At 47.6% G+C, this 24,444-nt stretch carries 25 protein-coding genes and 2 tRNA genes; 7 read left to right on the top strand and 20 right to left on the bottom strand.

The window, feature by feature from the left end:
• Nucleotides 1-101 precede the first annotated feature (101 nt).
• From Q7R76_05500 to Q7R76_05485, 4 genes are all read left to right on the top strand, one after another.
• Nucleotides 102-1,079, top strand: a complete 978-nt coding sequence (locus tag Q7R76_05500; GenBank protein ID MDO8643001.1) for an NOP5/NOP56 family protein — start codon at nt 102-104, stop codon at nt 1,077-1,079.
• The gene (rdgB, locus tag Q7R76_05495) at nt 1,076-1,639 is read left to right on the top strand and encodes an RdgB/HAM1 family non-canonical purine NTP pyrophosphatase (GenBank protein ID MDO8643000.1); all 564 of its coding nucleotides are present in this window, start codon (nt 1,076-1,078) and stop codon (nt 1,637-1,639) included. Before Q7R76_05500 ends, rdgB begins: the two co-directional genes overlap by 4 nt.
• Nucleotides 1,636-2,301: a fibrillarin-like rRNA/tRNA 2'-O-methyltransferase gene (locus Q7R76_05490; GenBank protein ID MDO8642999.1), complete on the top strand. Its 666-nt coding sequence runs from the start codon at nt 1,636-1,638 to the stop codon at nt 2,299-2,301. Before rdgB ends, Q7R76_05490 begins: the two co-directional genes overlap by 4 nt.
• Nucleotides 2,302-2,444: 143 nt before the next feature.
• Nucleotides 2,445-2,978: a hypothetical protein gene (locus tag Q7R76_05485; GenBank protein MDO8642998.1), complete on the top strand. Its 534-nt coding sequence runs from the start codon at nt 2,445-2,447 to the stop codon at nt 2,976-2,978.
• Nucleotides 2,979-3,078: 100 nt separating this feature from the next.
• Here Q7R76_05485 and Q7R76_05480 read toward each other — a convergent pair whose 3' ends face one another.
• The 12 genes from Q7R76_05480 to Q7R76_05425 all read right to left on the bottom strand — a co-directional run bounded on the left by Q7R76_05480 (nt 3,079) and on the right by Q7R76_05425 (nt 14,861).
• Entirely contained in the window at nt 3,079-3,723 is a 645-nt protein-coding gene (locus tag Q7R76_05480) for a hypothetical protein (GenBank protein ID MDO8642997.1), read from the bottom strand.
• A 53-nt stretch (nt 3,724-3,776) separates the two neighbouring features.
• Nucleotides 3,777-4,934 (bottom strand): pyridoxal phosphate-dependent aminotransferase, encoded by a 1,158-nt coding sequence (locus tag Q7R76_05475; GenBank protein ID MDO8642996.1) that lies wholly within the window; start codon nt 4,932-4,934, stop codon nt 3,777-3,779.
• Complete coding sequence (locus Q7R76_05470; GenBank protein MDO8642995.1) at nt 4,931-5,761, bottom strand: hypothetical protein; 831 nt, start codon at nt 5,759-5,761, stop codon at nt 4,931-4,933. Before Q7R76_05470 ends, Q7R76_05475 begins: the two co-directional genes overlap by 4 nt.
• 6 nt (nt 5,762-5,767) lie before the next feature.
• A complete protein-coding gene (locus tag Q7R76_05465; protein MDO8642994.1) occupies nt 5,768-6,535 on the bottom strand; it encodes a hypothetical protein in 768 nt (255 codons plus the stop codon).
• Between the two features lie 35 nt (nt 6,536-6,570).
• Nucleotides 6,571-7,665, bottom strand: a complete 1,095-nt coding sequence (locus Q7R76_05460; protein MDO8642993.1) for a M42 family metallopeptidase — start codon at nt 7,663-7,665, stop codon at nt 6,571-6,573.
• Between the two features lie 18 nt (nt 7,666-7,683).
• The gene (locus Q7R76_05455) at nt 7,684-9,024 is read right to left on the bottom strand and encodes a cyclic 2,3-diphosphoglycerate synthase (protein MDO8642992.1); all 1,341 of its coding nucleotides are present in this window, start codon (nt 9,022-9,024) and stop codon (nt 7,684-7,686) included.
• A gap of 69 nt (nt 9,025-9,093) precedes the next feature.
• The gene (locus Q7R76_05450; GenBank protein MDO8642991.1) at nt 9,094-10,026 is read right to left on the bottom strand and encodes a carbamate kinase; all 933 of its coding nucleotides are present in this window, start codon (nt 10,024-10,026) and stop codon (nt 9,094-9,096) included.
• A 58-nt stretch (nt 10,027-10,084) separates the two neighbouring features.
• A complete protein-coding gene (locus tag Q7R76_05445; protein ID MDO8642990.1) occupies nt 10,085-10,474 on the bottom strand; it encodes a DoxX family protein in 390 nt (129 codons plus the stop codon).
• Between the two features lie 52 nt (nt 10,475-10,526).
• Entirely contained in the window at nt 10,527-11,333 is an 807-nt protein-coding gene (locus tag Q7R76_05440; GenBank protein MDO8642989.1) for an inositol monophosphatase family protein, read from the bottom strand.
• Between the two features lie 16 nt (nt 11,334-11,349).
• Complete coding sequence (locus Q7R76_05435) at nt 11,350-12,165, bottom strand: hypothetical protein (protein MDO8642988.1); 816 nt, start codon at nt 12,163-12,165, stop codon at nt 11,350-11,352.
• A 45-nt stretch (nt 12,166-12,210) separates the two neighbouring features.
• On the bottom strand, nt 12,211-13,890 hold the full coding sequence (locus tag Q7R76_05430; protein MDO8642987.1) for a thymidine phosphorylase: 1,680 nt from the start codon (nt 13,888-13,890) through the stop codon (nt 12,211-12,213).
• Nucleotides 13,887-14,861, bottom strand: coding sequence for a DsbA family protein (locus Q7R76_05425; protein MDO8642986.1), 975 nt, complete (start codon nt 14,859-14,861; stop codon nt 13,887-13,889). Before Q7R76_05425 ends, Q7R76_05430 begins: the two co-directional genes overlap by 4 nt.
• 123 nt (nt 14,862-14,984) lie before the next feature.
• Here Q7R76_05425 and cysS point away from each other — a divergent pair, with 123 nt between their 5' ends.
• Complete coding sequence (gene cysS, locus Q7R76_05420) at nt 14,985-16,370, top strand: cysteine--tRNA ligase (GenBank protein ID MDO8642985.1); 1,386 nt, start codon at nt 14,985-14,987, stop codon at nt 16,368-16,370.
• A 267-nt stretch (nt 16,371-16,637) separates the two neighbouring features.
• Here cysS and Q7R76_05415 read toward each other — a convergent pair.
• The 3 genes from Q7R76_05415 to Q7R76_05405 form a co-directional block, all read right to left on the bottom strand.
• Nucleotides 16,638-16,721: transfer RNA gene (locus Q7R76_05415), tRNA-Leu, on the bottom strand.
• A 40-nt stretch (nt 16,722-16,761) separates the two neighbouring features.
• Entirely contained in the window at nt 16,762-19,218 is a 2,457-nt protein-coding gene (locus Q7R76_05410) for a valine--tRNA ligase (GenBank protein ID MDO8642984.1), read from the bottom strand.
• Nucleotides 19,219-19,275: 57 nt separating this feature from the next.
• Nucleotides 19,276-19,704 carry a hypothetical protein gene (locus Q7R76_05405; GenBank protein MDO8642983.1) on the bottom strand — a complete coding sequence of 143 codons (429 nt, stop codon included), beginning with the start codon at nt 19,702-19,704 and terminating at the stop codon, nt 19,276-19,278.
• A 109-nt stretch (nt 19,705-19,813) separates the two neighbouring features.
• Between Q7R76_05405 and Q7R76_05400 the strand changes: the two genes are divergently transcribed.
• Nucleotides 19,814-20,236: a hypothetical protein gene (locus Q7R76_05400; protein MDO8642982.1), complete on the top strand. Its 423-nt coding sequence runs from the start codon at nt 19,814-19,816 to the stop codon at nt 20,234-20,236.
• 11 nt (nt 20,237-20,247) lie between these two features.
• Here the strand turns inward: Q7R76_05400 and Q7R76_05395 are convergent, their stop codons facing one another.
• The 5 genes from Q7R76_05395 to Q7R76_05375 all read right to left on the bottom strand — a co-directional run bounded on the left by Q7R76_05395 (nt 20,248) and on the right by Q7R76_05375 (nt 22,586).
• Nucleotides 20,248-21,033, bottom strand: coding sequence for a hypothetical protein (locus Q7R76_05395; protein ID MDO8642981.1), 786 nt, complete (start codon nt 21,031-21,033; stop codon nt 20,248-20,250).
• A complete protein-coding gene (locus Q7R76_05390; protein MDO8642980.1) occupies nt 21,030-21,671 on the bottom strand; it encodes a hypothetical protein in 642 nt (213 codons plus the stop codon). Before Q7R76_05390 ends, Q7R76_05395 begins: the two co-directional genes overlap by 4 nt.
• A gap of 188 nt (nt 21,672-21,859) precedes the next feature.
• Nucleotides 21,860-21,931: transfer RNA gene (locus tag Q7R76_05385), tRNA-Thr, on the bottom strand.
• A 29-nt stretch (nt 21,932-21,960) separates the two neighbouring features.
• The gene (locus Q7R76_05380; GenBank protein MDO8642979.1) at nt 21,961-22,116 is read right to left on the bottom strand and encodes a hypothetical protein; all 156 of its coding nucleotides are present in this window, start codon (nt 22,114-22,116) and stop codon (nt 21,961-21,963) included.
• 50 nt (nt 22,117-22,166) lie between these two features.
• On the bottom strand, nt 22,167-22,586 hold the full coding sequence (locus Q7R76_05375; protein ID MDO8642978.1) for a hypothetical protein: 420 nt from the start codon (nt 22,584-22,586) through the stop codon (nt 22,167-22,169).
• Nucleotides 22,587-22,671: 85 nt separating this feature from the next.
• Between Q7R76_05375 and Q7R76_05370 the strand changes: the two genes are divergently transcribed.
• Nucleotides 22,672-24,444, top strand: a complete 1,773-nt coding sequence (locus tag Q7R76_05370; protein MDO8642977.1) for a ribosome biogenesis/translation initiation ATPase RLI — start codon at nt 22,672-22,674, stop codon at nt 24,442-24,444.

Genomic DNA, 24,444 nt, shown 5'->3' with positions numbered 1-24,444 from the left:
GATGGAAAGGTTTAAATAGTTAGCCCTTCCCAACAAAGTTGTTAGTCGCGTTGTACGATAGGCGCCAACCCCCGACACAGTGAACCCCCCGGAGACGGACCATGAACAAACTCGTTGTAACTACCTGCGTTGGCAGCTTTGTGATTAAGCACGGTGACGGCAGTTTTCGCATTCTTGAAGAAAAAAGATTCACCAATAAAGAGATTATTGATCAGCCAACAAAATATGAGCAGGAACTCCTTGCCAAACATGGCGCAATTCTGTTGAAGCCAGACGTTAAAAATTTCAAACAACTCTATGCCGGCGTGAGCGCTGCGCTCGCCTCCGGGCTTTCCGATCTGCGAAAAAACAATCTTGCGATGACCAAACGGGCCATCAAACTATCAGTAACACAGGACAACACGTTGATACAAACAAGCAACAGCATTAGTGAGATTACCAAGATGCTCAACCTGCTCGCAAAACGCTTGAGGGAATGGTACGGCTACACGCTGCCAGAGTTTGTTGACACGACAGAAAGCCACGAATCGTTTATCAATGCGCTGGCGACGTTCGACCGGCCTGCGCTGATGAAAAAACTAAACATCCGCGAAGAGGAAACCATGGGTGCGGCGCTTGACCAAAAGGACCTTGAGCCGGTGCATGAACTTGCCCAGCAGCTCAATACGCTCGTTACCTTACGAAAAAAACATGAAGCATATCTTGAAAAAACAATGAGAGCCTACTGCGCAAATGTCACCAGCGTCGCAGGTGTTGCCATCGGCGCAAAACTTATTGCCAAGGCAGGCAGCTTGAAACGGCTTTCCCAGTTTCCTGCATCAACCGTCCAGCTCCTCGGCGCGGAAAAAGCATTGTTCCGGCATTTGCGAACAGGAGCGCGCTCGCCAAAATACGGACTGATTTTTGAACACGACTTGGTTGGAAAGCTTGATAAGAAAAGCCGCGGAAAAATGGCACGGTGCCTTGCCGATAAGATTTCAATTGCCGCAAAAGTTGATTATTTCAAAGGGAAATTTGTCGGCGAACAGCTCAAGAGATTGGTGGAGAAAAGGTGCAATGAGTTGAGGGGAAGAAAATGAAACATAAGAAAGAGATTGTGTTTGTCACCACAAACCAACACAAAGTTAAAGAGGCACAAGAGCTTTTGAAAAAGTATACCATCACCAATGTTGATCTCCAGCTCCCTGAACTCCAAGCGCCGCAGGAAGAAATCGTAATTGCAAAAGCAAGCGCTGCCTGTCTTGAATTAAACAAGCCTGTCGTTGTCGATGACACGGGGTTTTATATCAACGCATTGGGTGGCATGCCCGGCCAGTATGGCGCCCATTTTATCAAGGCGTTGGGCACTGAAAAAATCGGCAAAATCGCCAGCATCTTTGACGACAAAACAGTTATATTCAAAACATGCGTCGCCTACGCCGAGCCGGGCAGCAAGCCGATTGTGTTTGTCGGCGAAGTCGTAGGAAAAATACTGGACAAGCCGCGCGGCGGCAATCACGGCTTTGGCTATGACCCGTTATTTGTGCCTGATGGCCACACGCGAACATACGCGGAAATGACGACTGAAGAAAAGAACTGTATCAGCCAGCGCCAACAAGCATTTCTCAAACTTGCAGCGTATCTGGAGGGAAAAAAATGATCATCCCCCACCGGCTCCAAGGAGTTTTCAAGGAAAATTATCATCTCTTCACGCAGAACCTCGTGCCGGGCGTTGCGGTGTACGGTGAACGATTAGTCAACCATAGTGGAATCGAATACCGTGAGTGGGACGTGCGCAGGAGCAAAATCGGCGCCGCGATTATAAAGGAAGTAAGCCAGATTGGAATCAAACCGGGTGTGCGAGTGTTATATTTGGGATGCGCATCAGGAACAACGGCAAGCCATGTCTCTGATATCGTCGGAAAGAGTGGATTTGTGTTTGCCCTTGATGTGGCGCCGCGCCCGCTTCGTGACATGGTACTGGTTGCTGAACAGCGTGAAAATATGACGGTGCTTCTTGCCGATGCAAACCATCCCGAACAGTATTGGAACAAAATCCTTGAATGTGACGCGGTGTTCCAAGACATTGCCCAAAAAAATCAGGTTGAGATATTCCTTAAAAACTGCAGAATGTTTCTGAAAAAAGGCGGCTGTGGCATTCTCGCAGTAAAGGCACGGAGTATTGCAGTACAAGAAAGGCCCAGCGTGATATTTGCCAAGGTGCGCGCCGAACTGGAGAAAGAAATGACGATTGTTGATTACCGAGCGCTGGATCCCTTTGAAAAAGACCACGCATTCTTTGTGGTGAAGATGAAGGAGTAAGATGTGGATGATGAGGATTAAATACAATTGAATCACTTTAACAACGAGTTGGAGGGCACGAAGAAACAGAAAAGGACGTCGATATACCAACCACGATAATCTTTATATAGATCAATTATTTGAAGTTTAATAAGAGGATTAACATGGGATTTTTTAGGTTATTAAAATCAATATTTTGTATAAATCATGATTATATACTTGCAGGAACAATGTTTAGTAGACATTCAATTGATTTTGAAAATAACCCATTTGTTCAAGTAAGAACTAGAAATAAAAGAAAAATAATATGTTTAAGAGACCAACTGAGGGTCAAAATGCGGAAGTCTTATGTAGAAGGCGATCCGATTAAAGCAATTGAGGCATGGAAGAAGTTTAGAAGAGATGGAAAAGTACCTGAAGAAGGAAGATTAAAGGACGCCATTGATACATATTGTATAAAAAAAGTTACTGATGTATATTTTAAAAATGGAAAATATGTAGGTGTTAAGGAATTTGATAAACATGTTAAAACTGACAATCTAAGAAAAGGAACGATAATTGTGAATTTGTTATGCACGAAATGCAGTATAGGAATGCAGACATTTCACGATTTAACTGAAACAAAAGATATTAGTTATCGGCACCCACATATAGAAGAACTACTCATTAAACATGGACATCTAAAAAAGAGAAATTGATGGAAAAATCGGGGTCCTACTTAAATCTGATAAAACGAGACCTTGATAGGTTTAAAGATACGAAACCTTGGAGATATCTAAACGACGAATAGTGACACACTCAGTAGGTATAGTCTGATACATCAAAACCTGATTGTTTAAGATAATCAGAAAGTTTATTATGAAGACTCCCCCTAACAATCACAAAATTTTTATCAGGATGTTTGTAACTTAATTGTTTAATTTGATTAACCATTAACTCATCTCTCATATTGTCCACCTCATGAGATGATTTTAAAATTCTTATTAAGGTCTCTTCTACACTTTTATTTTCGTACTCAACATATTTTTTAATAACTTCACAATTGTTTTCTTCAAACACAATGATTGTTTTTTTATTTTTTAGAAAGTTCATTAATTGAAAACTGAAATCATCATGACCTTCTGATTTTCCTCTAAATTTTTTGATTATCGTAGAAAAGAAAGTCTCTTTCTTTTTTAAGAATGTCTCAAGCAAAAGTTTTTCCAGTTCTGTTTTCTTTCTCACATAATCTTCTGGCGATGTTTTTGGATTAATTCCAATAGGTATAGGGTCAATTATACTATTTTCAATAATTGAGATAATATCTTTATACTTTAGTTTGTTTTTTCTTACAATTGTTTTAAACTGGTCGATGCAGTTTTTAAAATTCTTTAAGCCATACTTAAATTTAATATCATGTGCGCCATACAACATAAAGATATTATTTACCATTTTTTTAACCATAAAACAGTTAGGTATAATAAGACCAATTTTGATTTCTCGCAACAGGCACACTATCAAAACTTCTTCACAAATTTTTCTATTCTATCCATCGCTTCTTTAATATTCTTCATCGAGGTCGCGTAGCTCAGCCGGATATGCCCCTCGCCGCCGGCACCGAAGGCGCTGCCGGGAATGGCAACAACCAATTTCTCGGCGAGCAGGCGCTGGCAGAAATCAAACGATGAACAGCGAAATTCGGAAATATCCGGAAATACATAAAACGCTCCGGCAGGATTGTTCGGCACCATGCCGTTAATTTCATTGAGCCGCTGGAGGATATATTTCCGCCGCTTTTCAAATTCTTTCAGCATGGCAGTGACCGGCGCTTGGGTACCGGAGAGTGCGGCAACCACCCCCCACTGTGTCGGTACATTAATACACCCGGTTGCGTGGTCCTGAATCCGCGTCATTGCCGAAATAAACTGTTCTGGCGCACCGACAAATCCGCACCGCCAGCCAGTCATGGCATACGTTTTTGAAACGCCGTTCACGAGAAACGTGCGCTCGTACATATCTTTACACGAAGCAATGCTGGTATGTCGGCCGGCAAACAGGTAGCGATGGTACATCTCGTCTGAAATAACAAAAAGGTCGCGGTTATGCACAAGTGCTGCAATTTTTTTCAGCTCGGCAGATGGAATTACTTCGCCGGTCGGATTCGACGGGCTGTTCAGAATGATGGCTCGTGTTTTGTGGGTGATTTTTTGCTCAATCAGCGATGCACGCACCATTAAATTTTCAGTTGGGCATGACACCGGCACGCCGCCGACCAGTTTCACCAACTCGGCAAAACTGAACCATGATGGCTCGGGGATCACGACTTCATCGCCGGGATTCAGGATGACGAGAAGCGCATTGAGAATTGCCTGTTTTGCGCCATTGCACACCATGACTTCATTGGGAGTGTATTCTACGCGATGGTATTTTTTGAAGTACTGTGCAACTGCTTCACGCACTTCAGGAATGCCGGCAGTGGCGACGTAATGCGTTGCGCCGCGCTTCAGCGCGTCATTCGCTGCTTTCTTGATGTGCGCAGGCGTGTCAAAATCCGGCTCGCCAACGCCGAGGCTGATGGCTGGCTTGCCTTGTTTTTTCAGCGCAAGATATTGGGCATTGAGCTGGAGAGAAACAGAGCCGTGAATCGTGCTTGAACGAATAGATAGTGGTTTCATGACGAGGTTTCAGTTTGGTTTTCAGAGGAATTCGAGGAGGGGTCAGGTTCAGGAGATGGCTCGGGTTCAGGCGCAGGTTCTGGCTCAGCTAGTTGTTCCGGCGCTTCAGCAACGCATTTTTGAACCATGCTGGTGAGGTCTTGTTTTTTTGTTCGGAGTTGTTCAATCGCTGTGGTGAGCGTGTGTGCTGGCTCACGCACCTGTTCCAGCACCGAGGAATAACTGCGATTTGCTTCTTTGAAAAATTGGATTTCACTTTCAAGGTCGTGTTCCTTGTCACGAATGTCAACCTGGCAGGATGCGCCCATGTTTTGCACGTCAAATGGTTCAGGAAGGATGGTCAAGTCCACAGCGTCACGCAATGCAGATTCACTGACCAAAAGAGTGGTGAGTTCGTTGTTTTCTGCTTGCAAACGCTGCACGTCTGCACGGAGCTGTTCTTTTTCTTCATCAAGGGCAGGAGCAGAAGGAGTTGGTTCTGGTGTCGATTCTGCTTGAACAACTTCTTCCTGTTCGATGGGCACTGCCTGCTCACCGGCGACGGCCTGTTCTTGGTCGGCCTCTTCGACGGGAAGGTACCCCTCGTCGGTGAGTTCTCCTGCGCTTTTTTCTTTGTTCAGAAGCGTTTTTCCACCGTAAAAAACAGCAGTGACCACGACCAGAAGCAGAAGGGCAATCATGATTTTGGTCGCCATGCTCATGCCGAAAATTTGTTCAGTTCTGCCAGAGCCGCGCGTAAGCTGGTACTGGCGAATTTTGTAGCGGGTGTTTTCAACAAAATATTTTCCCTTGTTTTTGAGCCCAGTAAGGTGATCTTTGAGTGCCATGGTAGTTTAGAATAATGAACGACGCCGGTTATTAAAAAGTTTGTCAATAAGTCCTTTCCAGCCGATTTTGAGCTTGATTATTTTTGCCGGGTGGTGCGCCTTGGTGATGGTGATGGTGTCGCCAGGATGAACAATGAGTACAGCGGGATTGTTGTCCGCAGCAAACTCGGCATCGTTGCGAATAATCGTGATGGTGATACGCGCAGTCTCCGGAAGAACCTGGGGAGGGAGATGGATAGTGGTATTGTTGAATGCAAGCCCGATGCCACGGACAAATTTTTTACGGGTAACTGAATAAAAATAGGCAGTTGAGCCAAAGGGTGTTGCGGCGACAATGCCATCGCCAATAAGGGTTCCGTCAATCTGCTTTCCGTTGATGGCGACGGTGTAGCGCAGCGCCTGCGTTGGATCCTTGTTGCGAAGTATGAGATCATTGGTGCATTGAACTGGAGTGTATACTTTTTTTCGTCCGGAACGATGGGTAATTGTTGCAGAAAGTGTCAGATTTTCCTGGATGGTGTATGCGCGGGTGTGCAGGGAGTTAATAATTTCGTGCAGGGTGTTTTCATTGCACTGGTTGCAGATGCTGTTGTCACGGATGATAATTTTTGGAATGCCCGGATACTTCCGTTCCGCAAAGAGATAGGTTCCATCACCGCCGAGAGTAATAACTGCTTCAGGATGATTTGTGACACGGAATCTTGCAGCGCGCAGGTCATGAATAAGTCGCTTCACTGCTTTTTTATTTTTGCCGACCACTGCAACGGTTTTCATAGGAGAAAAAAAGGCGAGGGGGTTTATATGTTTTTTTAGCGTCGATTGTTTTTTCTCTTTTTCCGCACGCCTATATTTTTCATTACACAGGGGGTACTCATGCAGGGAGGGTTGTCAAGGAGCAACTGTAAGAGACGAATACAATTGGTGATGTCATCGAGGTGCACAATGCCAACAGATGAGTGGATGTTGCGTACCGGAAGCCCAACCATGGTTGAGGGAAGCCCTTCCTTGTGCAGCATTATTTTAGTGGCATCCGTGGTGCCCACATCCTCCACTTTTGGCTGGTGGGGAATCTTGTGTTTTTTGGCAAGCGACTTGATATGGTCATCGAGAAGCTTACTGGTGATGATTTCAGAATCCTTCAGTGTAATAACCGGACCCTTGCCAAGCGTTACCAAGGGGTCGGCAGGGTCTGAATCTTCAGCATTGGTGGTGTCAATCGCAATTCCCCAGTCTGGATTAATTTGGTAGAGTGACACTTGAACACCATAGAGGCCGATTTCTTCCTGCACTGAAAAAACAAAATAGAGATCTTCTGCATATTTTTTCTGTTTGAGCTGTTTGATGAGCTCAACAAGCACATAACACCCGACGCGGTCATCAACTGCCTTGCCGGAAATATATTTTTTGCTGCCAAGATATCTAAATGAGTGCGTGGGAATGACGTAGCAGCCAACGTCAATACCGAGCTTCTTGAGCTCATTTCTGCTGACACCCGCGTCAATGTACAGGTCATTGAGTTTGGGAAGTTTTTCCAGCTCAAGGTCTTCATGGAGTTCTTCGCAGCTTACAATGCCTTCACACACAAATTGGTTTTTGTTGTTCAGGATGCGCACGGTTTCACCGACCAGCGTTAAGGCCTCAACGCCGCCGACTGCCGAGAAAGACATCTGGCCGAGCTCATTGATGTTTTTGACCATAAGCGCGATTTCATCCATGTGCGCCACAAACATTATTTTTGTTCCTTTTCCGGCGCGCCGCGCAATCAGGTTGCCAAACTTGTCCACTTTTATCTCGTCAACAAAGGGCACGATTTCTTTTTTGATAATGTCACGCACCGCACCTTCATCGCCGCTGGGGCCAAGCGCGTTCATGAGTTTTTCAAGGAGTTCGATATGTTGTGCCATTGTTTCACCAGTCGTGTTTTATTTTTTTGTTTTTTGTTTTTTGAGGACACGGTCAATAAACGACGCGAGTTTTAGTTTTCCCAGCTCTTCAACGTGGTACCGCACCTTGACAATTGGTTTTTTCAGGCGAAGCAGACTGCTGAGATTAATGGGGTTGGCGCCGAGCACCGCATGTGCATGGCCACGCACGAGTGTATTGTTGATGGTTGTTTGGAGCTCCATGCGCTGATGGCTGCTGTAGCCCATTGCGGGAAGAAGCTTACCGAGCTTGGGAAAATGCTTGTAAATCATGCGAATACTGCCAACGGCATACGGCCGCGGATCAACGGGTGTTGCGTGATATTTTTGTGCGGCAATCATGCCGGCGCCATAGGTCATGTTTCCGTGCGTCAAGGTCGGGCCATCTTCCACAACCACTACCCGCTTGCCGCGAATCAGCTCGGGCTTGTCCACTTTGATGACGGACGCAGATTTGATGATGGCAGCGCGCGGGTTTGCAGCACGGCAATTCTGCTCAACCAACGCAACATTTTTTTTAGGCGCGCTGCTGGCTTTGTTGATGAGGATAATATCTGCCATCAGCAGATTGGTGTAGCCAGGATAATATGAAATCTCATTGCCGGGCCGGTGGGGGTCAACCAAGGTAATGTGCAGGTCGGGCTTGAAAAACGGCGTGTCATTGTTGCCGCCGTCCCAGATGATGACATCCGCTTCTTTTTCTGCAGCCCGGAGAATTTGAGTGTAGTCAACGCCTGCGTAGATGACAATGCCTTTTTCGATGTAGGGTTCGTATTCCTCGCGCTCTTCGATGGTGCACTTGTTTTTTTTGAGGTCTGCATACGACGCAAAACGCTGGCAGATTTCGTCTTCAAGATTACCGTACGGCATCGGGTGGCGAACGACCACCACGCGCTTGTTTTTTGAGTGTATGTATGCGGCAATTTTTTGGGACACTGAACTTTTGCCGCAGCCCGTGCGTACGGCACACACGGCAATGATGGGCTTTTTCGACGTGAGCATTGTTTTTTCTGCGGGCGCAAGCACAAATTCAGCGCCTGCTTTCATCACGATGCCTGCTTTCTGCATGACGTCTTTGAACGACAGGTCGCTGTATGAAAGATAGACCTCATCAGCATGATATTTTTTGATGAGCGTCGGAAGCTGCTCTTCAGAAAAAATGGGGATCGGATTCTTGTAGAGCTTGCCGGCGATGCTCACGGGAAACGTGCGTCGGGCAATGCCTGGAATTTGTGCCGCAGTAAAACAAACGACGCGGTAGGTGGGATTGTTGCGGAAAAGAGTGATAAAGTTATGGAAGTCCCTGCCTGCTGCGCCCATGATGATGACGTTTGTGACCATGCCAACCTCTTTTTTGTTTCTCTTTTGTTTCTGTTTTGTTTCTGTGGTGTTTCAGCTTTATATTGTTTTTCACCGGGTGATGGTTGTGCCTGCAATGCCGTGTATCGCGGCCTCGACATCGGTAATTGAGACAATAAGTGCTTTTCGCGCGCGATGATTACCATCCGTAAGAAAGCTGATTGCTGCTTCAATCTTCGGTTTCATGCTTCCTTCGGAAAATTGGCCGTCCCGAAGATATTTTTTTGCGTCAGCAACGGTCAGCCGTAAAAGTTTTTTTTGGCGGGTCGTGCCATAGTTCAGGTACACGCACGGCACGTCAGTCACCATGATAAAAACAGCAGCATCGATATCATGCGCAAGCCGCGCCGAAGCATAGTCCTTGTCAATAACCGCATCAATGCCTTGCAAACGGTTTTTTGTTGATATAACTGGAATGCCTCCGCCGCCAGAAGCAATGACGATAATACCCGCACGGGCAAGTTTTTCAATCACTACACTGCCGATGATGCGCACTGGTTTTGGCGACGCCACCACGCGGCGATATCCCCTGCCTGAATCGTTGATAATGGACATGCCTTTTCGTGCGAGCAGCACTGCCTGTTTTTTTGTGTAGAAAGGCCCGATTGGTTTAGTTGGCTTTCGAAATGCTGGATCATTTTTGCCAACTTCAACGAGTGTAACAAGGCTGGCAACCTCGCGGCGTATTTTTTTCTTGAGAAACACATTCCGCACTGCCTGCTCAAGGATATAGCCAATCTCACCTTCGGATTCTGCGTTGCAGACGGCAAGCGGAAGCGCGTACACGGCATTTTTTGCAAGCTCACTTCGAAGAAGAATCGCGCCAACCTGCGGACCATTGCCGTGGGTGATGACGAGCTTTTTGTTGGCCAGCAGAGGCGCCAGATGGTGAACAGCAGTTTCTGCATTGCGCAATTCTGCGGCAATGGATGGCTTTTCCCCGTGCTGAAGCAGGGCATTGCCGCCAAGGGCTACCAGAATCACCCGACACCTCTTTTTTATTTTTTCCTTAGTTATTTTTCTTTAGTTATTGATGTATGAGTTAGATCCGCTGAATAAGCGAGTCAACGCTGAACGCTGGTGCGCCATGCATCATGAAATGCAATGCTGCAGACAGCAGGACAAAATCTTTGATGATAAACTGTGAAACAAAAACACCGAGCGCAAATGAGCTCAGCACGAATCCAACCAGCAGAAGCCCTGCAATGACCGATGCAGCGCGGGTCAGCAGGCCGAGCAGGAGCAGGGCACCAACGACAAATTCCACAATGCCGAGAAGCGCGAGGGATGTTTCTTTGGGCATGAAGAAAACAATTTTTTCAATCGGTGGTGCGAAGTTAAAAAAGAGCTTTAACACACCAGCAGCAAGGAAGACAACGCCAAGCGAGAGCCGCATGAGCACACTGGTCCACATATGATGGTCATAGTCCATAGGAACACCTCGAATAGAGAGGGGAAGCCGCCAAATAAAAAGGTTGTGATATTCAGTGGTGTTTAAGCGCTGCGTGAATATGTTTCAGCAGCTCATCATACACGCTGGGGGCGCTGACGAGGATATCCGTGCTTTTTGAGGTAAATGGTTTTCCTGCTGAATCAGATACCACGGCGCCGGCTTCCTGCGCAATGAGCATGCCGGGGTAAATGTCATACGGGTGCAGCACCGGGCCGGTGGAGTAGTAGCACAGCACGCGGCCGGCTGCAACATAACACATATCCAAATCCGCAGCGCCCAGCTGGCGAACATGTTTTGTCAGGTTTTTCTTGAGTGATGTGGAAACCAGGCAACTACGCGCAACTGCCTTATCAGTTGAGCCGTGGCAAAAACTCAACACCCCATTTCTCGGATCTTTTTCCGCTGAAACATGAATCTGTTTTTTGTTCAGAAACGCGCCCGTTCCGCGCTCGGCGTAAAAAAGCTCATTGGCAATTGGATTGTACACCACTGCAACGATGGGTGTGCCGTTGTGCAGAAGCGCGATAGCGGTGTTGAAGAACGGATTATGAATAGAAAAGTTGGTTGTGCCATCAAGTGGGTCAACGAGCCAGAGATACTCGGATGTTCCTGCACTGCGAATTGCGCCTGCTTCCTCGGAGTATATCTGGTGGTGGGGAAATGTTTTTTTGAGAATGGTGATGATTTCTTTCTCTGCCGCAAGGTCAGTAGTCGTCAAAAAAGAGCTATCTTTTTTGATGCTCACGGTCGGAGCAGAGTCAAAATTTTTTCTGATGATGACGCCGGCTGCTTTCGCCGCCTTTATCGCTGTATGCAAAAAAGCAGAGTGTTTCACCATACGGTGCCCTCACGATTCAGAATTTAAATAGTTTGTTGATACTGGCGAGAAGGTAGAGGCGTGTCCAACAGAGAAAGGGAAAAATAACCGCAGCAGAGATGAGGTGGTAGAGAACCGTAAGGGCGAGAACATCGCGGAGCAGGGCATACGCAAGAATGCCGAGCAGAAAGTTTGCTGCATAAAAAACAATGCCGATGACGACGAAAAGTGGGATGGTTTTATGCGCATGGTGAATGCCAAGAACGAACGCCTTTTTGATTGCTGTTCCTGGAGTAAACCGAGGAAGCAGGGCATAGGAGAGGAATGCAAAATAGAGCACGATAAAAAACAGAGCAACAAAAAAAGGCGGCTGCGAAAGGTCTTTTGTCTGCTGCGCTGCGAGCGCGGCCAGCGTGGTGAAATAGGAAACAGCGTGGACAGCAACAAAAAGCAGGTACCACGGAACTGTTGTTTTTGAAAACCTGAACAGGTACCGAGCAAGCGGGAGTGTTTTCCGAAATTTTTGAGAGCTTGATTTTGTAGCCGCCCACCATGCCACGCCCTGAAACACGACATAGATGAGATAGACTGATACCAAATACAGCACAATCCAAAACAAAAAGGTCCACGGCGACTGGTTGGTTGTTGCCTTGGTAATGCACTGCACAAAGCCGAGCAGGTTTTCAATAATTTTCTGCACCAGCGGCGCAGTCACGAGACCATAGGCAAACAGAAAAACAAAATCAGCGAGTGCTGAAATGAGCAAAAATCGAGGGCGACGAAAGAGGGCAATGAACGAATTCTTTGCCGGAGCGGTGTAGGAAGAACAGTATTTTTTTATTTTTTGGAACATAGAAGAAGTGAACAAAAAGGGCTTTTTAATGTTTCTGTTTTTGTTTTATTGCTGCGACGGTGAAATCATCGCGCGGATGAGTGGCTCGTCTTTCGGCGGCTCGCGGTCGAGATGAATGTACCTGCCAAATGCTTCTGGATTTCCTGTTTTTCCGTCGTGAAGAACCACGGCGAGAACGTCGCCTGCAGCAACAAGATCGCCGCGCTGTCTTGTGAAGATGACGCCAACATCAGGATTTGTGGCGTCGCCAAGCCGATGTACTTCGTCGCCAATTTGTTTCACGTCGAAGCTCGTGACGTAGCCACATTCGCTAACAGAACCAAATTTAGGGGCAGTAACATAATGAAGGTGAGTTGTTCTTTGCGGATTCAAACGGCGGAGAATGTATCTATCACATCTCTGTGCTGCCAATCGTTGCAAGGGTATACCTCTCATTCTGGTATGGTTGTCAGGGTCAAGAGAGCCAAGACCGCCAACATTAACATCCCCACCCTGTGCTGTGACCATTGCCTTGAATTTTTCATAGGGAGTTTGCCGACCGGGGACGGTATGCCCACCAATAAGATAACGGAGCTGTGACGGTGCAACTGATAACGGATCTGCTTGCGCAATCATTTCTTGCGCAAGGCGATAGGTAACATGCATAAAGCGTGAATCGCCGTGGTATCCATTCAAACATTCAACTGCCCATGCAACCTCGAGCTTATTGCCGGCGTACATGCCCAGCGGCTCGTTCATGTCAGTGGTAAAAGCGCGCGCTTTCATGCCGTTTCCTGCGGCGACGTCAACAATGAGCTGGGCAAAGTTTCTGCAGGTATCATAGTCGCTCAAGAACGCGCCGTTGCCGAATTTTGCATCCATGGCCAGCACCTGCACCCCTGCAGCAAGTTTCTTGCTCAAGATGCTACCAACAATCAGCCCGTCGTTTGCCACACAGCCAGTTGCATCACGCAACGCGTAGATTTTCTTATCCGCCGGCGCAAGCTCGGCGGTCTGGCCAAAGATAGCGCATCGTGTTTCACCAAGAATTGCTTCAAGTTCTGACGCGCTGAAATCGACGCGAAATCCAGGAATAGCCTCAAGCTTATTCAGGGTGCCGCCGGTATGGTTCAGTACGCGACCAGACATCATCGCCACATACACCGAGTCACACGCCGCTGCAACCAACGGTGCAAGCACAAGGCTCGTACCGTCGCCAACGCCGCCGGTGCTGTGCTTATCGACCCCAACAAGGCCTTTTGCGTCGAGCGATGGAAATGAGAGACGGTTGCCGGAATTTGTCATTGCAGTGGTGAGCGCAACGGTTTCAGCAGTGGTCAATCCTTGTACCATGATGGCGCCGAGCAGGGCGGCCATGTGATGATGGGCAAACCGTTCGCTACAATATCCCTGCACGAGCTCGTCAATTTCTGGCGCGTTCCATGCGGTGTGGTTAACCTTTGCATTAAGAAGATTTGTTACGAATGCATCTTCAGCCGAAGTATCGAACACGCCGGTAAAACTCGGAACAAATCCATTATACTGGATAGGACCACTGTCCCGAGCAATGGACAAAACAGGACCAGAAATTGAACCATACGAGGAAGGATCCCGTGCATAGAGTGTGCCAAGCAATGCCGCGACATGGATTGGCTGAACCTGCAGGTGCTGAACTGAACCGGCAAAATCGTCAAGAGAAAAGCGGCCTTTCTGTGCATCCTCAATCAGTTCCGGGCCTGTCTTCATTTTTTCAGCTCAGCGTCGAGAATCGTCTTAAAAATTTCGTACGGCTGAGCACCGCTGATGACCACTCTATTAATGACAAAGCTCGGCGTACCAGAAATGCCGATGCTGGTGGCATAGGCGATATCGCCGGCAATGCGCTGGGCGTGTTTGACGGTGTTGAGGCAGTCGCCAAATTGGGTGGTGTCAAGCTTCAAATCCGCTGCATATTTTTTCAGGCTATCAACATCAAGCGCGCTTTGGTGAACGAACAAAACATCATGGTAGTCCCAGAATTTTTTCTGGTCGTTAGCACACTGCGCCGCAAGCGCGGTCTGCGCAGCGAACTCGTGAATGTCAAGCGGCAGGTGGCGGAATATCAGGCGAACCTTGCCGGTATCGATGTAGTCCTTCTTCAGCAGAGGGTAGGTCTCGTCGAAAAACTTTTTGCAGAAGGGGCATTGGAAATCGGAAAATTCAAACATCACTACAGGAGCATTCTCTGAACCTTCTGCTGCATCATCAGGAAGCACGTTCGGATTGTGTATAAGGCGGCCTGCACCAGTCATCGCTGGGTTAAGCAGGTACACACCTTCTTTTTGAATCAACCCAGACTTGACTTTGTCGTAATTTGCTGTTGCGGTGATCGCGGCATCAAAAATAAATGACGGAAGTGTTTGCAAATTGAAGCGTTTGATAAGGGACTTTCCGGCGGAGCTTGCGACGTCAATTGTTTTTATCTGCACCGTTGGAAAATAGGTACGAAGGCCAGTTTCAACATTCGAGGCGTCACAAAGCGTGCAGGTCTTGTCGTTGATGATGGCAACCTGAACCGCCGGGTCGTACGATGTGTCAACAAGTGCAGGAACCACCGAATTGGTGGCAGTGTCAGTTGATTCCCACGGCCGCAGAAGATTTTTTGGTACAAAAAAGGAGATAAGCAGGAGTAATGCAAGCACCAAGGTTGCAAGCTTCCACGGGTTTTTGGCTGCCATAAGTGTGGGGGACACCGGAGCTTTTATAAAGATAGTTATACAAAAGAATATAGAACAGGAAAAAGGGGAAAAAGAGAAATACCAAGGGAAATATTTAAAAAAACAACAAAAAAACAAAACCCCATGCGCATCTACAACACACTCACCAAGAAAAAAGAGCCCTTCAAGCCGCTGGTACCCGGCAAAATCGGGATGTACCTCTGCGGACCGACCGTGTATGACTACGGTCACATCGGCCACGCGCGCAGTGCGATTGCGTTTGATGTCATTCGCCGCTATTTTTTGCTGAAAGGATTTGCAGTCACCTTTGTTTCTAATTTCACTGATGTTGATGACAAAATTATCAACCGCGCCAAGGAGCGCGGAAAAACAGAATCAGCGCTCAGTGAAGAAATGATACAGGCGTATCAGGAAGACTATGGGAAATTAGGGATTATGAAATCAGACGTTGCGCCGAAAGCAACTGAGCATATTCAGGAAATGATAGACTTGATTACCCAGCTTGAAAAAAAACGTGCAGTGTATGAAATTGAATTTGATGGTATTTATTTTGACCTTAAAAAATGCAAAGCATACGGAAAACTCTCCGGCCAGAAACTGGCCAAGCTCAAAAAAGAGGCGCGCCATACGGTTGCCGAGGGGAAAAAACATCCGCATGATTTCTGCCTGTGGAAATACCAAAAGCCGGGCGAGCCGTTCTGGAACGCGCCGTGGCAAGCAGGGCGGCCGGGCTGGCATATTGAATGCAGTGCCATGTGCCTGAAACACCTCGGCAAAACCCTTGACATCCACGCAGGAGGGCAAGACCTTATTTTCCCCCACCACGAAAACGAAATTGCGCAGAGCGAAACAGCGAATGGCGCACCGTTTGCGCGCTACTGGATGCACAACGGTTTTGTGACGGTGGACAATGAAAAAATGTCAAAATCCTTAGGAAACTTTTTTACCATTCGCGACGTGCTGAAAAAATACGACGCGCGCATTGTACGCTTTTTTTTGCTGTCAACCCAATACAGACAGCCCATCAACTTTGCTGACACGCTGTTGGATCAGGCAAAGAACGGCCTCGAACGGCTGTATGATTTTATGGGCATGCTGACCAAAACAGAGCACGCGCCCGGCACGATCCGAGCTGAAGTGAAGAAAGCGCTGGCAACAGCACAGAAAGGATTTGAAAATTGTATGGATGACGATTTTGATATTTCTGGGGCATTAGGCCATGTGTTTGACTGCGTCAAAGAAATCTACCGGTTCAACAACGACAAAAAACTCACTACAGGAGAAGCAAAACAGATTCTCGGATGTATAAAAAAAGTTGATTCAGTGCTCAACGTACTTGCCCACAAAGAGGAAAATATTGACGCAGACATCAAAAAACTCATTGCCCAACGCGAAGCAGCACGAAAAAAAAAGGATTGGAAAACTGCAGACAAGATACGCGACGAGCTTGCGCAGCAGGGCATCCGGCTCGACGACACGCCTGATGGCGTGGTGTGGAAGAGGCGGTGAGAAGATGAATTCTTTGGTTACCGTGACTCAAAAGAAAAAGTGATGCGGACGGCAGGATTCGAACCTGCGCAACCTTTTCCCGCCTTCGGCGGCAAAAGCTTGACCAAAAAAAGACACCTCACTTCGTTCGGAGCCCCGGCGCTTCGCGCAACGACTGAACACCAACTGGTTAGTATCCTATATTTTTTCCGTGCGCGAAGCGCTGTTTTCGCCGGAGGCGAAAACTCGTCGTGCACAACATTTTTTTGCGAAGCAAAAAAATGTTGATGCGGACGGCAGGATTCGAACCTGCGTAAGCACTAAGCTAACGGGTCCTAAGCCCGTCCCGTTTGACCGCTCCGGCACGTCCGCGCAATAACATCCAAAAGTCAGAAGTTTATAAACCTATTGCTCAAAACACAACGCCAACCTTGACGTCGGTGTTCAGGCATTTCACTCCTTTTTCAACGGCACCAAACTCAATTGCTGCGGCGCGCGTTGTATTTTTTATGTCATCGATCGCTTCTTCAAGCATCATCTGTTCTTGTCCGGTGCATTCAATCAGAATTTTCGCAACGTCTTTGCCGAGGGAAACTGTTTTGTCTGATTTTGCCTTGCGCACTGCAGTGATGATGTCAATGAGCAAGTCACCAGCTTCGTCAGCGGTTTTATCAATCTGCGATTCATCATAGTCCGGCCAGGTAGTGTGATGGATGCTCAGGATTTTTTCATGGTGGTGAAATGAGCGCTGATATACTGCTTCGGTGATAAAGGGGAGAAGTGGCGCAGTGAGTTTCAGTATCGAAAACAGTGCGCGGTACAGTGTGCTACGCGCTGATTCTGTTGAATCGTGCCCATACTGTTCGGTGTTGTACAGCCGTCCCTTGATGATTTCGAGGTAATTATCGCAGAAGTCATGCCAGAAAAATTTTTCAACATCAGTTTTTACTTTTGAATATTCGTACTGGTCAAACGCCTCGGTGCTGCGCTTGATAAGACCGTGTAATTTTGAGCGAAGCCAACGATCCATGAGCAGGAATTTTTTTGGTGGAGAAAGTTTTCCCGGAGTGTACGATTCGAGATGCGTCATGGCAAATCGCGCCGCGTTCCAGAGCTTAACGACCATTTTCTTTCCAGTCACAATATCTTTTTCCTGATAGGGAAGGTCATCACCGAGTTTTGATCCTGCTGCCCAGAAACGCAGCGCGTCAGCACCGTACTTCGCTGTCACGGTTTGCGGCTCCACGACATTACCTTTTGATTTGGACATTTTTCTGCCGTGCGGGTCAAGCGCAAAGCCGGAAATAATAACATCCTTCCACGGATTTTTCTGATGGTGCAGCTGGCTCTTGACGAGAGTGTTGAAGAGCCAAAACGTGATGATGTCGTGGGCTTGTGGGCGCAGACTCATGGGAAAAAGTTTTGCCCGTAGGGTGTGGTCGCTGACTAATTCGACGGCAAGTTCCGGCGTGTGCGACGATGTTGCCCAGGTGTCAAGCACATCTTTTTCCGGAATGAATTCTTTGCAGCCGCAGGCACATTTTTTCTTTGGAAACGACTGCAACGGATCAACGGGCAGGTCTTTTTCCTCGGCAATGACTGGCACTGAACACTTTTTACAGTACCATATCGGAATGGGAACGCCAAAGAACCGTTGCCTACTGAGGCACCAGTCCCACTGCAGTCCCTGAATCCAATGGTCAAGGCGAACCTTCATGAATTTTGGATGCCAATTCAGTTGGCTGCCGGCTTCAAGAAATTGCTCTTTGAGATCAAGATAGCGCAGGAACCATTGTTTTGTTTTCAGGAATTCTATTTCAGTACCGCACCGCTCGTGCACTTTTACCGCGTGAGTGATTTGTTTCTGCACGAGCAGCAATCCCTTGGTTCGAAGCTCCTCGATGATCGCCTTTCGCGCATCTCTCGTTGGCATGCCCGCGTAGGTTCCGGCAAGAGTGGTGAGCGTCCCGTCCTTGTTGATAAGTTCGCGCAATGGAAGATGATGTTTGTACCACCATTCCACATCGGTCTGGTCGCCAAACGTGCAGCACATGACAACACCTGTGCCTTTGGAGGGGTCTGCTTTTTCGTCGGCAAGAATTGGAACTTCGTGATTGTAGAGCGGAACTTTCGTAAAGGTGCCAATCAGTTTTGTGTAGCGCTGGTCATGCGGATTCACGAGTACGGCGACGCAGGCAGCAAGCATTTCCGGCCGTGTGGTGCCGATTACGAGATCTTTTGCGCCTGCTTTGAAAACAATGTCGTTGAAATGGCTGGTCATCTCGACGTCTTCCAGCTCAACTTGGGCAAAGCCGGACTGGCACTGCGGGCACCAGATGGTCGGAGATTCTTTCTGGTAAATTCTGCCTTGATGATAGAGCTGGACAAACGAGCGCTGGGAAATACGCTGGCTGTGCGCGTTGATGGTTGAATAAAACAGCGAAAAATCCGCAGAGAAACCAATCCGTTTCCAATCCTGCACATATTCAGTGCGAAGGCCTTCAAGGGTTTTCAGGCAGAGCGCAATGAACGCCTGACGGTCCATTTTTCGGGCCGTGACCTTGTTCATTTTTTCAATGAGCCGCTCGGTCGCAAGGCCGTTGTCGTCGGTGCCGAAAGGATAGAAAACTTCATAGCCGCGCATACGCTTGTACCGCGCGACAAAGTCTTGCTGGGAATAGGAGAATGCATGCCCCATGTGCATTTTTCCAGACACGGTCGGCGGCGGCGTGTCAATGGAATAGATTTCTTTCTGGGTGTTTTGGTTGAATGCGTAAATCTTGTTTTTTTCCCAGAATGCCTGAATCAGCGGCTCCTGCACGAGTGGGTCGTAGTTCTCAAGCTTTGAAAAATCAAGAGCATCAGCCATGACGACGGGAGAAAAAAGAGAATATTTAAATGTTTAGTTCAAAGCGTATGCAACTGGTTACGCAACCCGATTAAATGACTTCTCGAGACTCTCGTCACCCCAGCCGGCATCCTGCAAGCGCTTCTCGATTTGATCAGGGGAAAATCCTTGCTCACGCGCCTGCTTGATGTACGCCACCACTGCCCTGCGCGCATCACTCTCGTCATTCAGCCGGCTTGAAAATGAAGCAAGCTGGAACACGCCAACAACCAATCCTGCCAAGAGGAGCACGTAGAAACCAAATTTTCCCAGCTCGTCAACAGAAACGCTTCCTGCACGGTCTGCAATCGGGTAGCCCGTGAAGCTCGTAACTGAAGGTGAGGCAGAAGGAGCAGCATACACGCTCGAGGTGCCGGTCAGATCTTTGTTGGTGGTCAACACAACCATCCCGCCAATAAGCAAGACCATAGCAAGGATGGTAAACACACGCTGCTTGAAATCAAACATAGGATCCCTCTTTTCTCTCCTAATTCCCTATTAAAGAACACTGCCTTTTTTATAGTTTGTGTAAAATAACAAACATTAAAAACAAAAAAGAGACTAAAGAGAGCTACCCATGGAAAAAATAATTGCTTTAATCGGAGCACTTCTCCTTCTTTCAGCATGCACGCAAGAAGCAGTTGTGTACGATACAATGAAGAATATTAGTGCATCGGGCAAATCGCTCAAATGCACTTGGTCAAGACCAGAACTGACAGGAGTAGCATGGGTTGTTGGCAACCATACACGCACTGAAACAAGGTTCGCGAACAAAATCCATGTTACAATTGACGATGGCAGGAATAAGCACATATGGACAATGTGGCAAAGGCAGGGCACCAATATAAGCAGTGCCTATTACCCACTGCTTGAAAAAATGATGGGTGTTAAAGTAAACAACACGTATTACTGTAAAGAAAAACAGGTCAGCGCCTCACGATTTTCACTGCCAGCCTATGTGAAATTTAAGTATATTAAACCAGAGATAGTGATGATATGATGAAGCACTGATCACATAACCCCGTACCACGCTAACAATAACCGGTTCGCTGCTTTCACCAGGTCAAAGCCCGTGCCTTGGACGGTGATGCAGGTTCCGGTAACGGTCACTGCGGGAGTTGGATCTTCTTTCAGGAAAATAACAGGAACACCTTGGGTGCAGCCGACGATAGGGCGATCAGTGCATGCTTTTGTTTCATTTTTGGTGCAGGCGGCGTACGGTGTCAGGTTAAAGACCTTGACCAAATTTGTACTGAGGTCAGCAGCAGCAAGCGCAACATGGGGAAAGTCTTTGCCGATTGGATCGAACGTGATAAAAGTGCTGTTAAACGTAAGGAGGTAATTATAATCGCCATGCAGCGGCACGCTTTCCACATCACGCGGCCCGTAGCGAACTTCAACATGGTATACCTGACTACTGTTTTGGCGTTTAAGGCGAGTGTACCACGTATCCTTAACTTTGACAAAACTGAATCCATTGTATAGATACCCTTCTTCTGGATCAAGCTTACCTTGGAGATTCAAGTCATGGTAATCATCCAAGGTAACCGGCGATGATTTTTTCAGCATAGTAACCGTTAGAATGAGGGCAATAAAAAGAACCACAACCACTGCAGTGATAATGTAAAAACTCTTATCGCCAGACACATGCACCACTTTTTTCTTTATGGGTAGAGGCTGGTCATCCCGCAGCTGATCCTGCACCAACGTGTGAAGAGTGGTGTCTTTTTTTGGTGAGCGGACTGAAACTGCTGAAACCCGTTTTCTGCTGACATGTTTTTTTGCAATTCTGCTCATGGCGAACCACCGGCAACTCCGGCACTATCAGGAATCACATTATAAAATCCATACAAAATACGGTCGCGCAGATCAACGAAATCGCGTGTGGTCTGCCCGGTAAACGTGTAACATGTTCCAGTACGCTCGAGTGAGCGGTTGCTGCCTGTTTCCACAACCACGATGGGAAGTGAGGAGGTTGCATTGGCACAGGTCACGAAAGGAAGACTCCCATTTGAGGTCGTAATTCCTCGGCGCACAATGGAATCATGCTCGGCAAACGGCCACACAAAATCAAAAATAACCGCACTGATAGTTTCATTGTTGGCATCATCCGGTGGCGTCGTGAACCAGATAACCGGTGAGGCTTTCAGCCGAAGCATAAAATCTTCAGTGAGGGGGAATGATTCAAGCTCGTTCGGATGTGAATAGAAAAGCAGATCAGGAATTTTGACGACTTTCCACGAGCGTGCATCGACATTCACGAGCTTGAAGCCGTTATATTTTTCAATGCTGGAATAATCAAACGACAAAAAACCAACAACGCTCATCGCCATGACCAGAATGATGACAATGGCCCATAGTTTTCTCGGCTTCTTTTCAGCTGTGGGAGTGGCGTTGGTGAGAACGTCTGATTTTGTCCTGCGAAATTTTCTCATGAGGAAAAAAGCAGGGAGGAGGTTTAAATTGTTTGTGGTGAAAAGAATAATGCAGAAAATTAAAATAAGCCTCGGGGGAGATTTAGAACCAACCTTTTGCGCAAGCGCAAAAGCTTGGCCAAAACGGCCTCTCCGAGGCCGAGGCGCTTCGCGCAACGTGAGACCGTGCCCTCGACTCCAAACCAATAAGCCTCTGGGGAGATTTGAACTCCCAACCTGCGCTTTACGAAAGCGCCGCTCCACCGTTAAGCTACAGAGGCATTGTGCTTCGAGAAAACAGCCGTCCCTTTTAAAGCTTTTTTAAAACATCGTCTTTTTTGGGGAATTTTTTCTGGCAGTGAGGGCAGATAAGGTGCTTTTTGCCTTTGGCATCTTTGAAATAGCTGCCAAGAATTTTTTCCAAGAAGGTTGTCTCAACCGTTGCCTTGCAGATTTCACATTTCATGCGCCACACCTGTTCTTGTTCGTTTGTTGGTAGTAGAGGTTACGTAGTGGTTAGTATTTTCCGCCGACAAGGGCTTGTTTCATGGATCCTGCGCCGAAGCCGGACATGCCCGTTCCGGTGTACCGCTTGGGCCGCTCGTGGTGCGATGGCGTCATGCCGGCAGTGAGCTTGCAGTACAATGCGTCAAGCAGGCTGTGGACATCCTGAATTTGTGCAATGACCAGTTGTGCTTCAGGACAGAGCTGATGATGTGCATCACTGGAAATTTTTTTTACTTTTTTGGTTAAGGTGTTCAAAAAATCGATATGGTCACGGGCTTGGGCAATGTCAGTATATTTGCCTTCGTTGATGTTTTTTTTCATCATCTTCAGGCTGTCAAATTCCATCTTGCCGAGCGCGCAGGTTTCGCCGGTTTTCCACGCGGCAAACTCTGTTTTGAGTGCTTTCATCACAACATCAACCCTCAGCACCACCTGATAGAAGGATGAGGGTGGTTTATATACTTTTCTTACGAGGGTATAAAAATATATAAACACCGGCACGTGTTTTGGGTGCATGGTTCGCATAGCGGTTGTGGAAAAAGACAAGTGCCATCCGATGCAGTGCGGCAACTATTTATGCGCCCGACTGTGCCCAGTGAACAAGACCGGCGCGGCGTGTATTGTCAAGGGGGAGGACAACAAGGCAAAGATAGATGCTGACTTATGCACGGGCTGCGGCATCTGCCCCAAGCGATGCCCCTTTGGCGCGATTCATATCATCAATCTTCCGGAAGCAATCAACAAGCCGCCGATTCACCGCTACGGTTCGAATGGGTTTCATTTGTATAATCTGCCAACGCCGCTTTTCGGCAAAGTTGTTGGCGTACTCGGAAGAAACGGTGGCGGCAAATCAACGGCGCTGAAAATTCTTGCAGGAGCAGTCAAGCCCAACCTCGGCAAAGACAGCGACGCAACGCATCACGAAGTTATCAATTATTTCAAGGGACAAGAAGCGCAGGCATATTTTGAAAAAGTTCGGGATGGGACCATCCGCGTTGCCTACAAGCCGCAAACCGTTGATGGCATCCCCAAACACCACAACGGAACCGTGCGCCAGCTGCTGGAAAAAGCAAATGAAAAAAAGAAGCTTGAGCAGTACGCAAAACTCCTTGAGATTGATACCGTGCTTGACCATGACATTGCCAGCGTGAGCGGCGGCGAACTGCAGCGGATTGCTATTTGCGCAACGGCGCTGAAAAAGGCAAACGTGTACCTGTTTGACGAGCCGACGTCGTATCTTGACATCAAGCAGCGCGTCAGTGTTTCCCGATTCATCCGAAACCTTGTTGACGACGCAAACGGCGAAGAAAAAAATGCAGTGTTGGTCATTGAGCACGACCTAATTATTCTCGACTTTATGACTGACCTTGTGCACATCATGTATGGTGAAGTCGGCGGTTATGGTGTGGTGAGCCAACCGATGACCAGCAGAGTCGGCATCAACACGTACCTCAGCGGATTTTTGAAAGATGAAAATATGCGCTTCCGCGACTATGCCATCACCTTTGATATAACGCCGCAGAGCACGCCGACCACCCCAAAAAAAATGCTGTCGTGGGAGCGCATCAAGAAAAAAGTAGGCACGTTCTCGCTTGAGGCGCCGGAAGGATTCATTGCGCAGAATGAAGTGTATGGTATGCTCGGCGAGAATGGCATTGGAAAAACAACATTTGTCAGGATTTTGGCAAACGACCATGCGCCTGATTCCGGAAGTGTGCAGAGCGATCGCAGTGTCCAAGTTTCATACAAGCCGCAATATCTCGAAAGTGAAAGCGAACAGCTTACCGCAGACGTGCTCAAACAGGTTAATGAAAAATATGAAGCGCTGCTGGTACGCCCGCTGCAGCTCAAAGACTTGTACACAAAAAAACTCTGCGAATTGTCAGGTGGAGAATTGCAGCGCGTTGCCATTGCGCAATGCCTTGCCCGCGATGCTCAATTATATCTACTTGACGAGCCATCAGCGTATCTTGACGTCGAACAGCGTCTCGCCGTCGCAAAAGTGATTCGCGAAGTGATGGAACATAAAGGGGCAAGTTGTCTGGTGGTTGACCACGACCTGCTGTTTGTTGATTACCTTTCCAATCGAGTATGTGTGTGCACGGGAGTTGCAGCACACAGCGGCACTATTGAAGGGCCATTTGACAAAGAACATGGCATGAACATGTTTTTGAAAGAAATGAATTTGACGTTCCGCAAGGATCCTGAAAGTTTTCGTCCGCGCGCCAACAAGCCGGGCAGCCAAATTGACCAACAACAGCGGGCAAGTGGGAAAATGTATGGGTGA

It is taken from the genome of Candidatus Woesearchaeota archaeon, from assembly GCA_030651375.1.
Taxonomy (GTDB): Archaea; Nanobdellota; Nanobdellia; order Woesearchaeales; family UBA12501; genus JAUSFM01.
The sequence above is the reverse complement of the archived record's forward strand: the minus strand, read 5'-3'. Positions and strand labels throughout refer to the sequence as shown.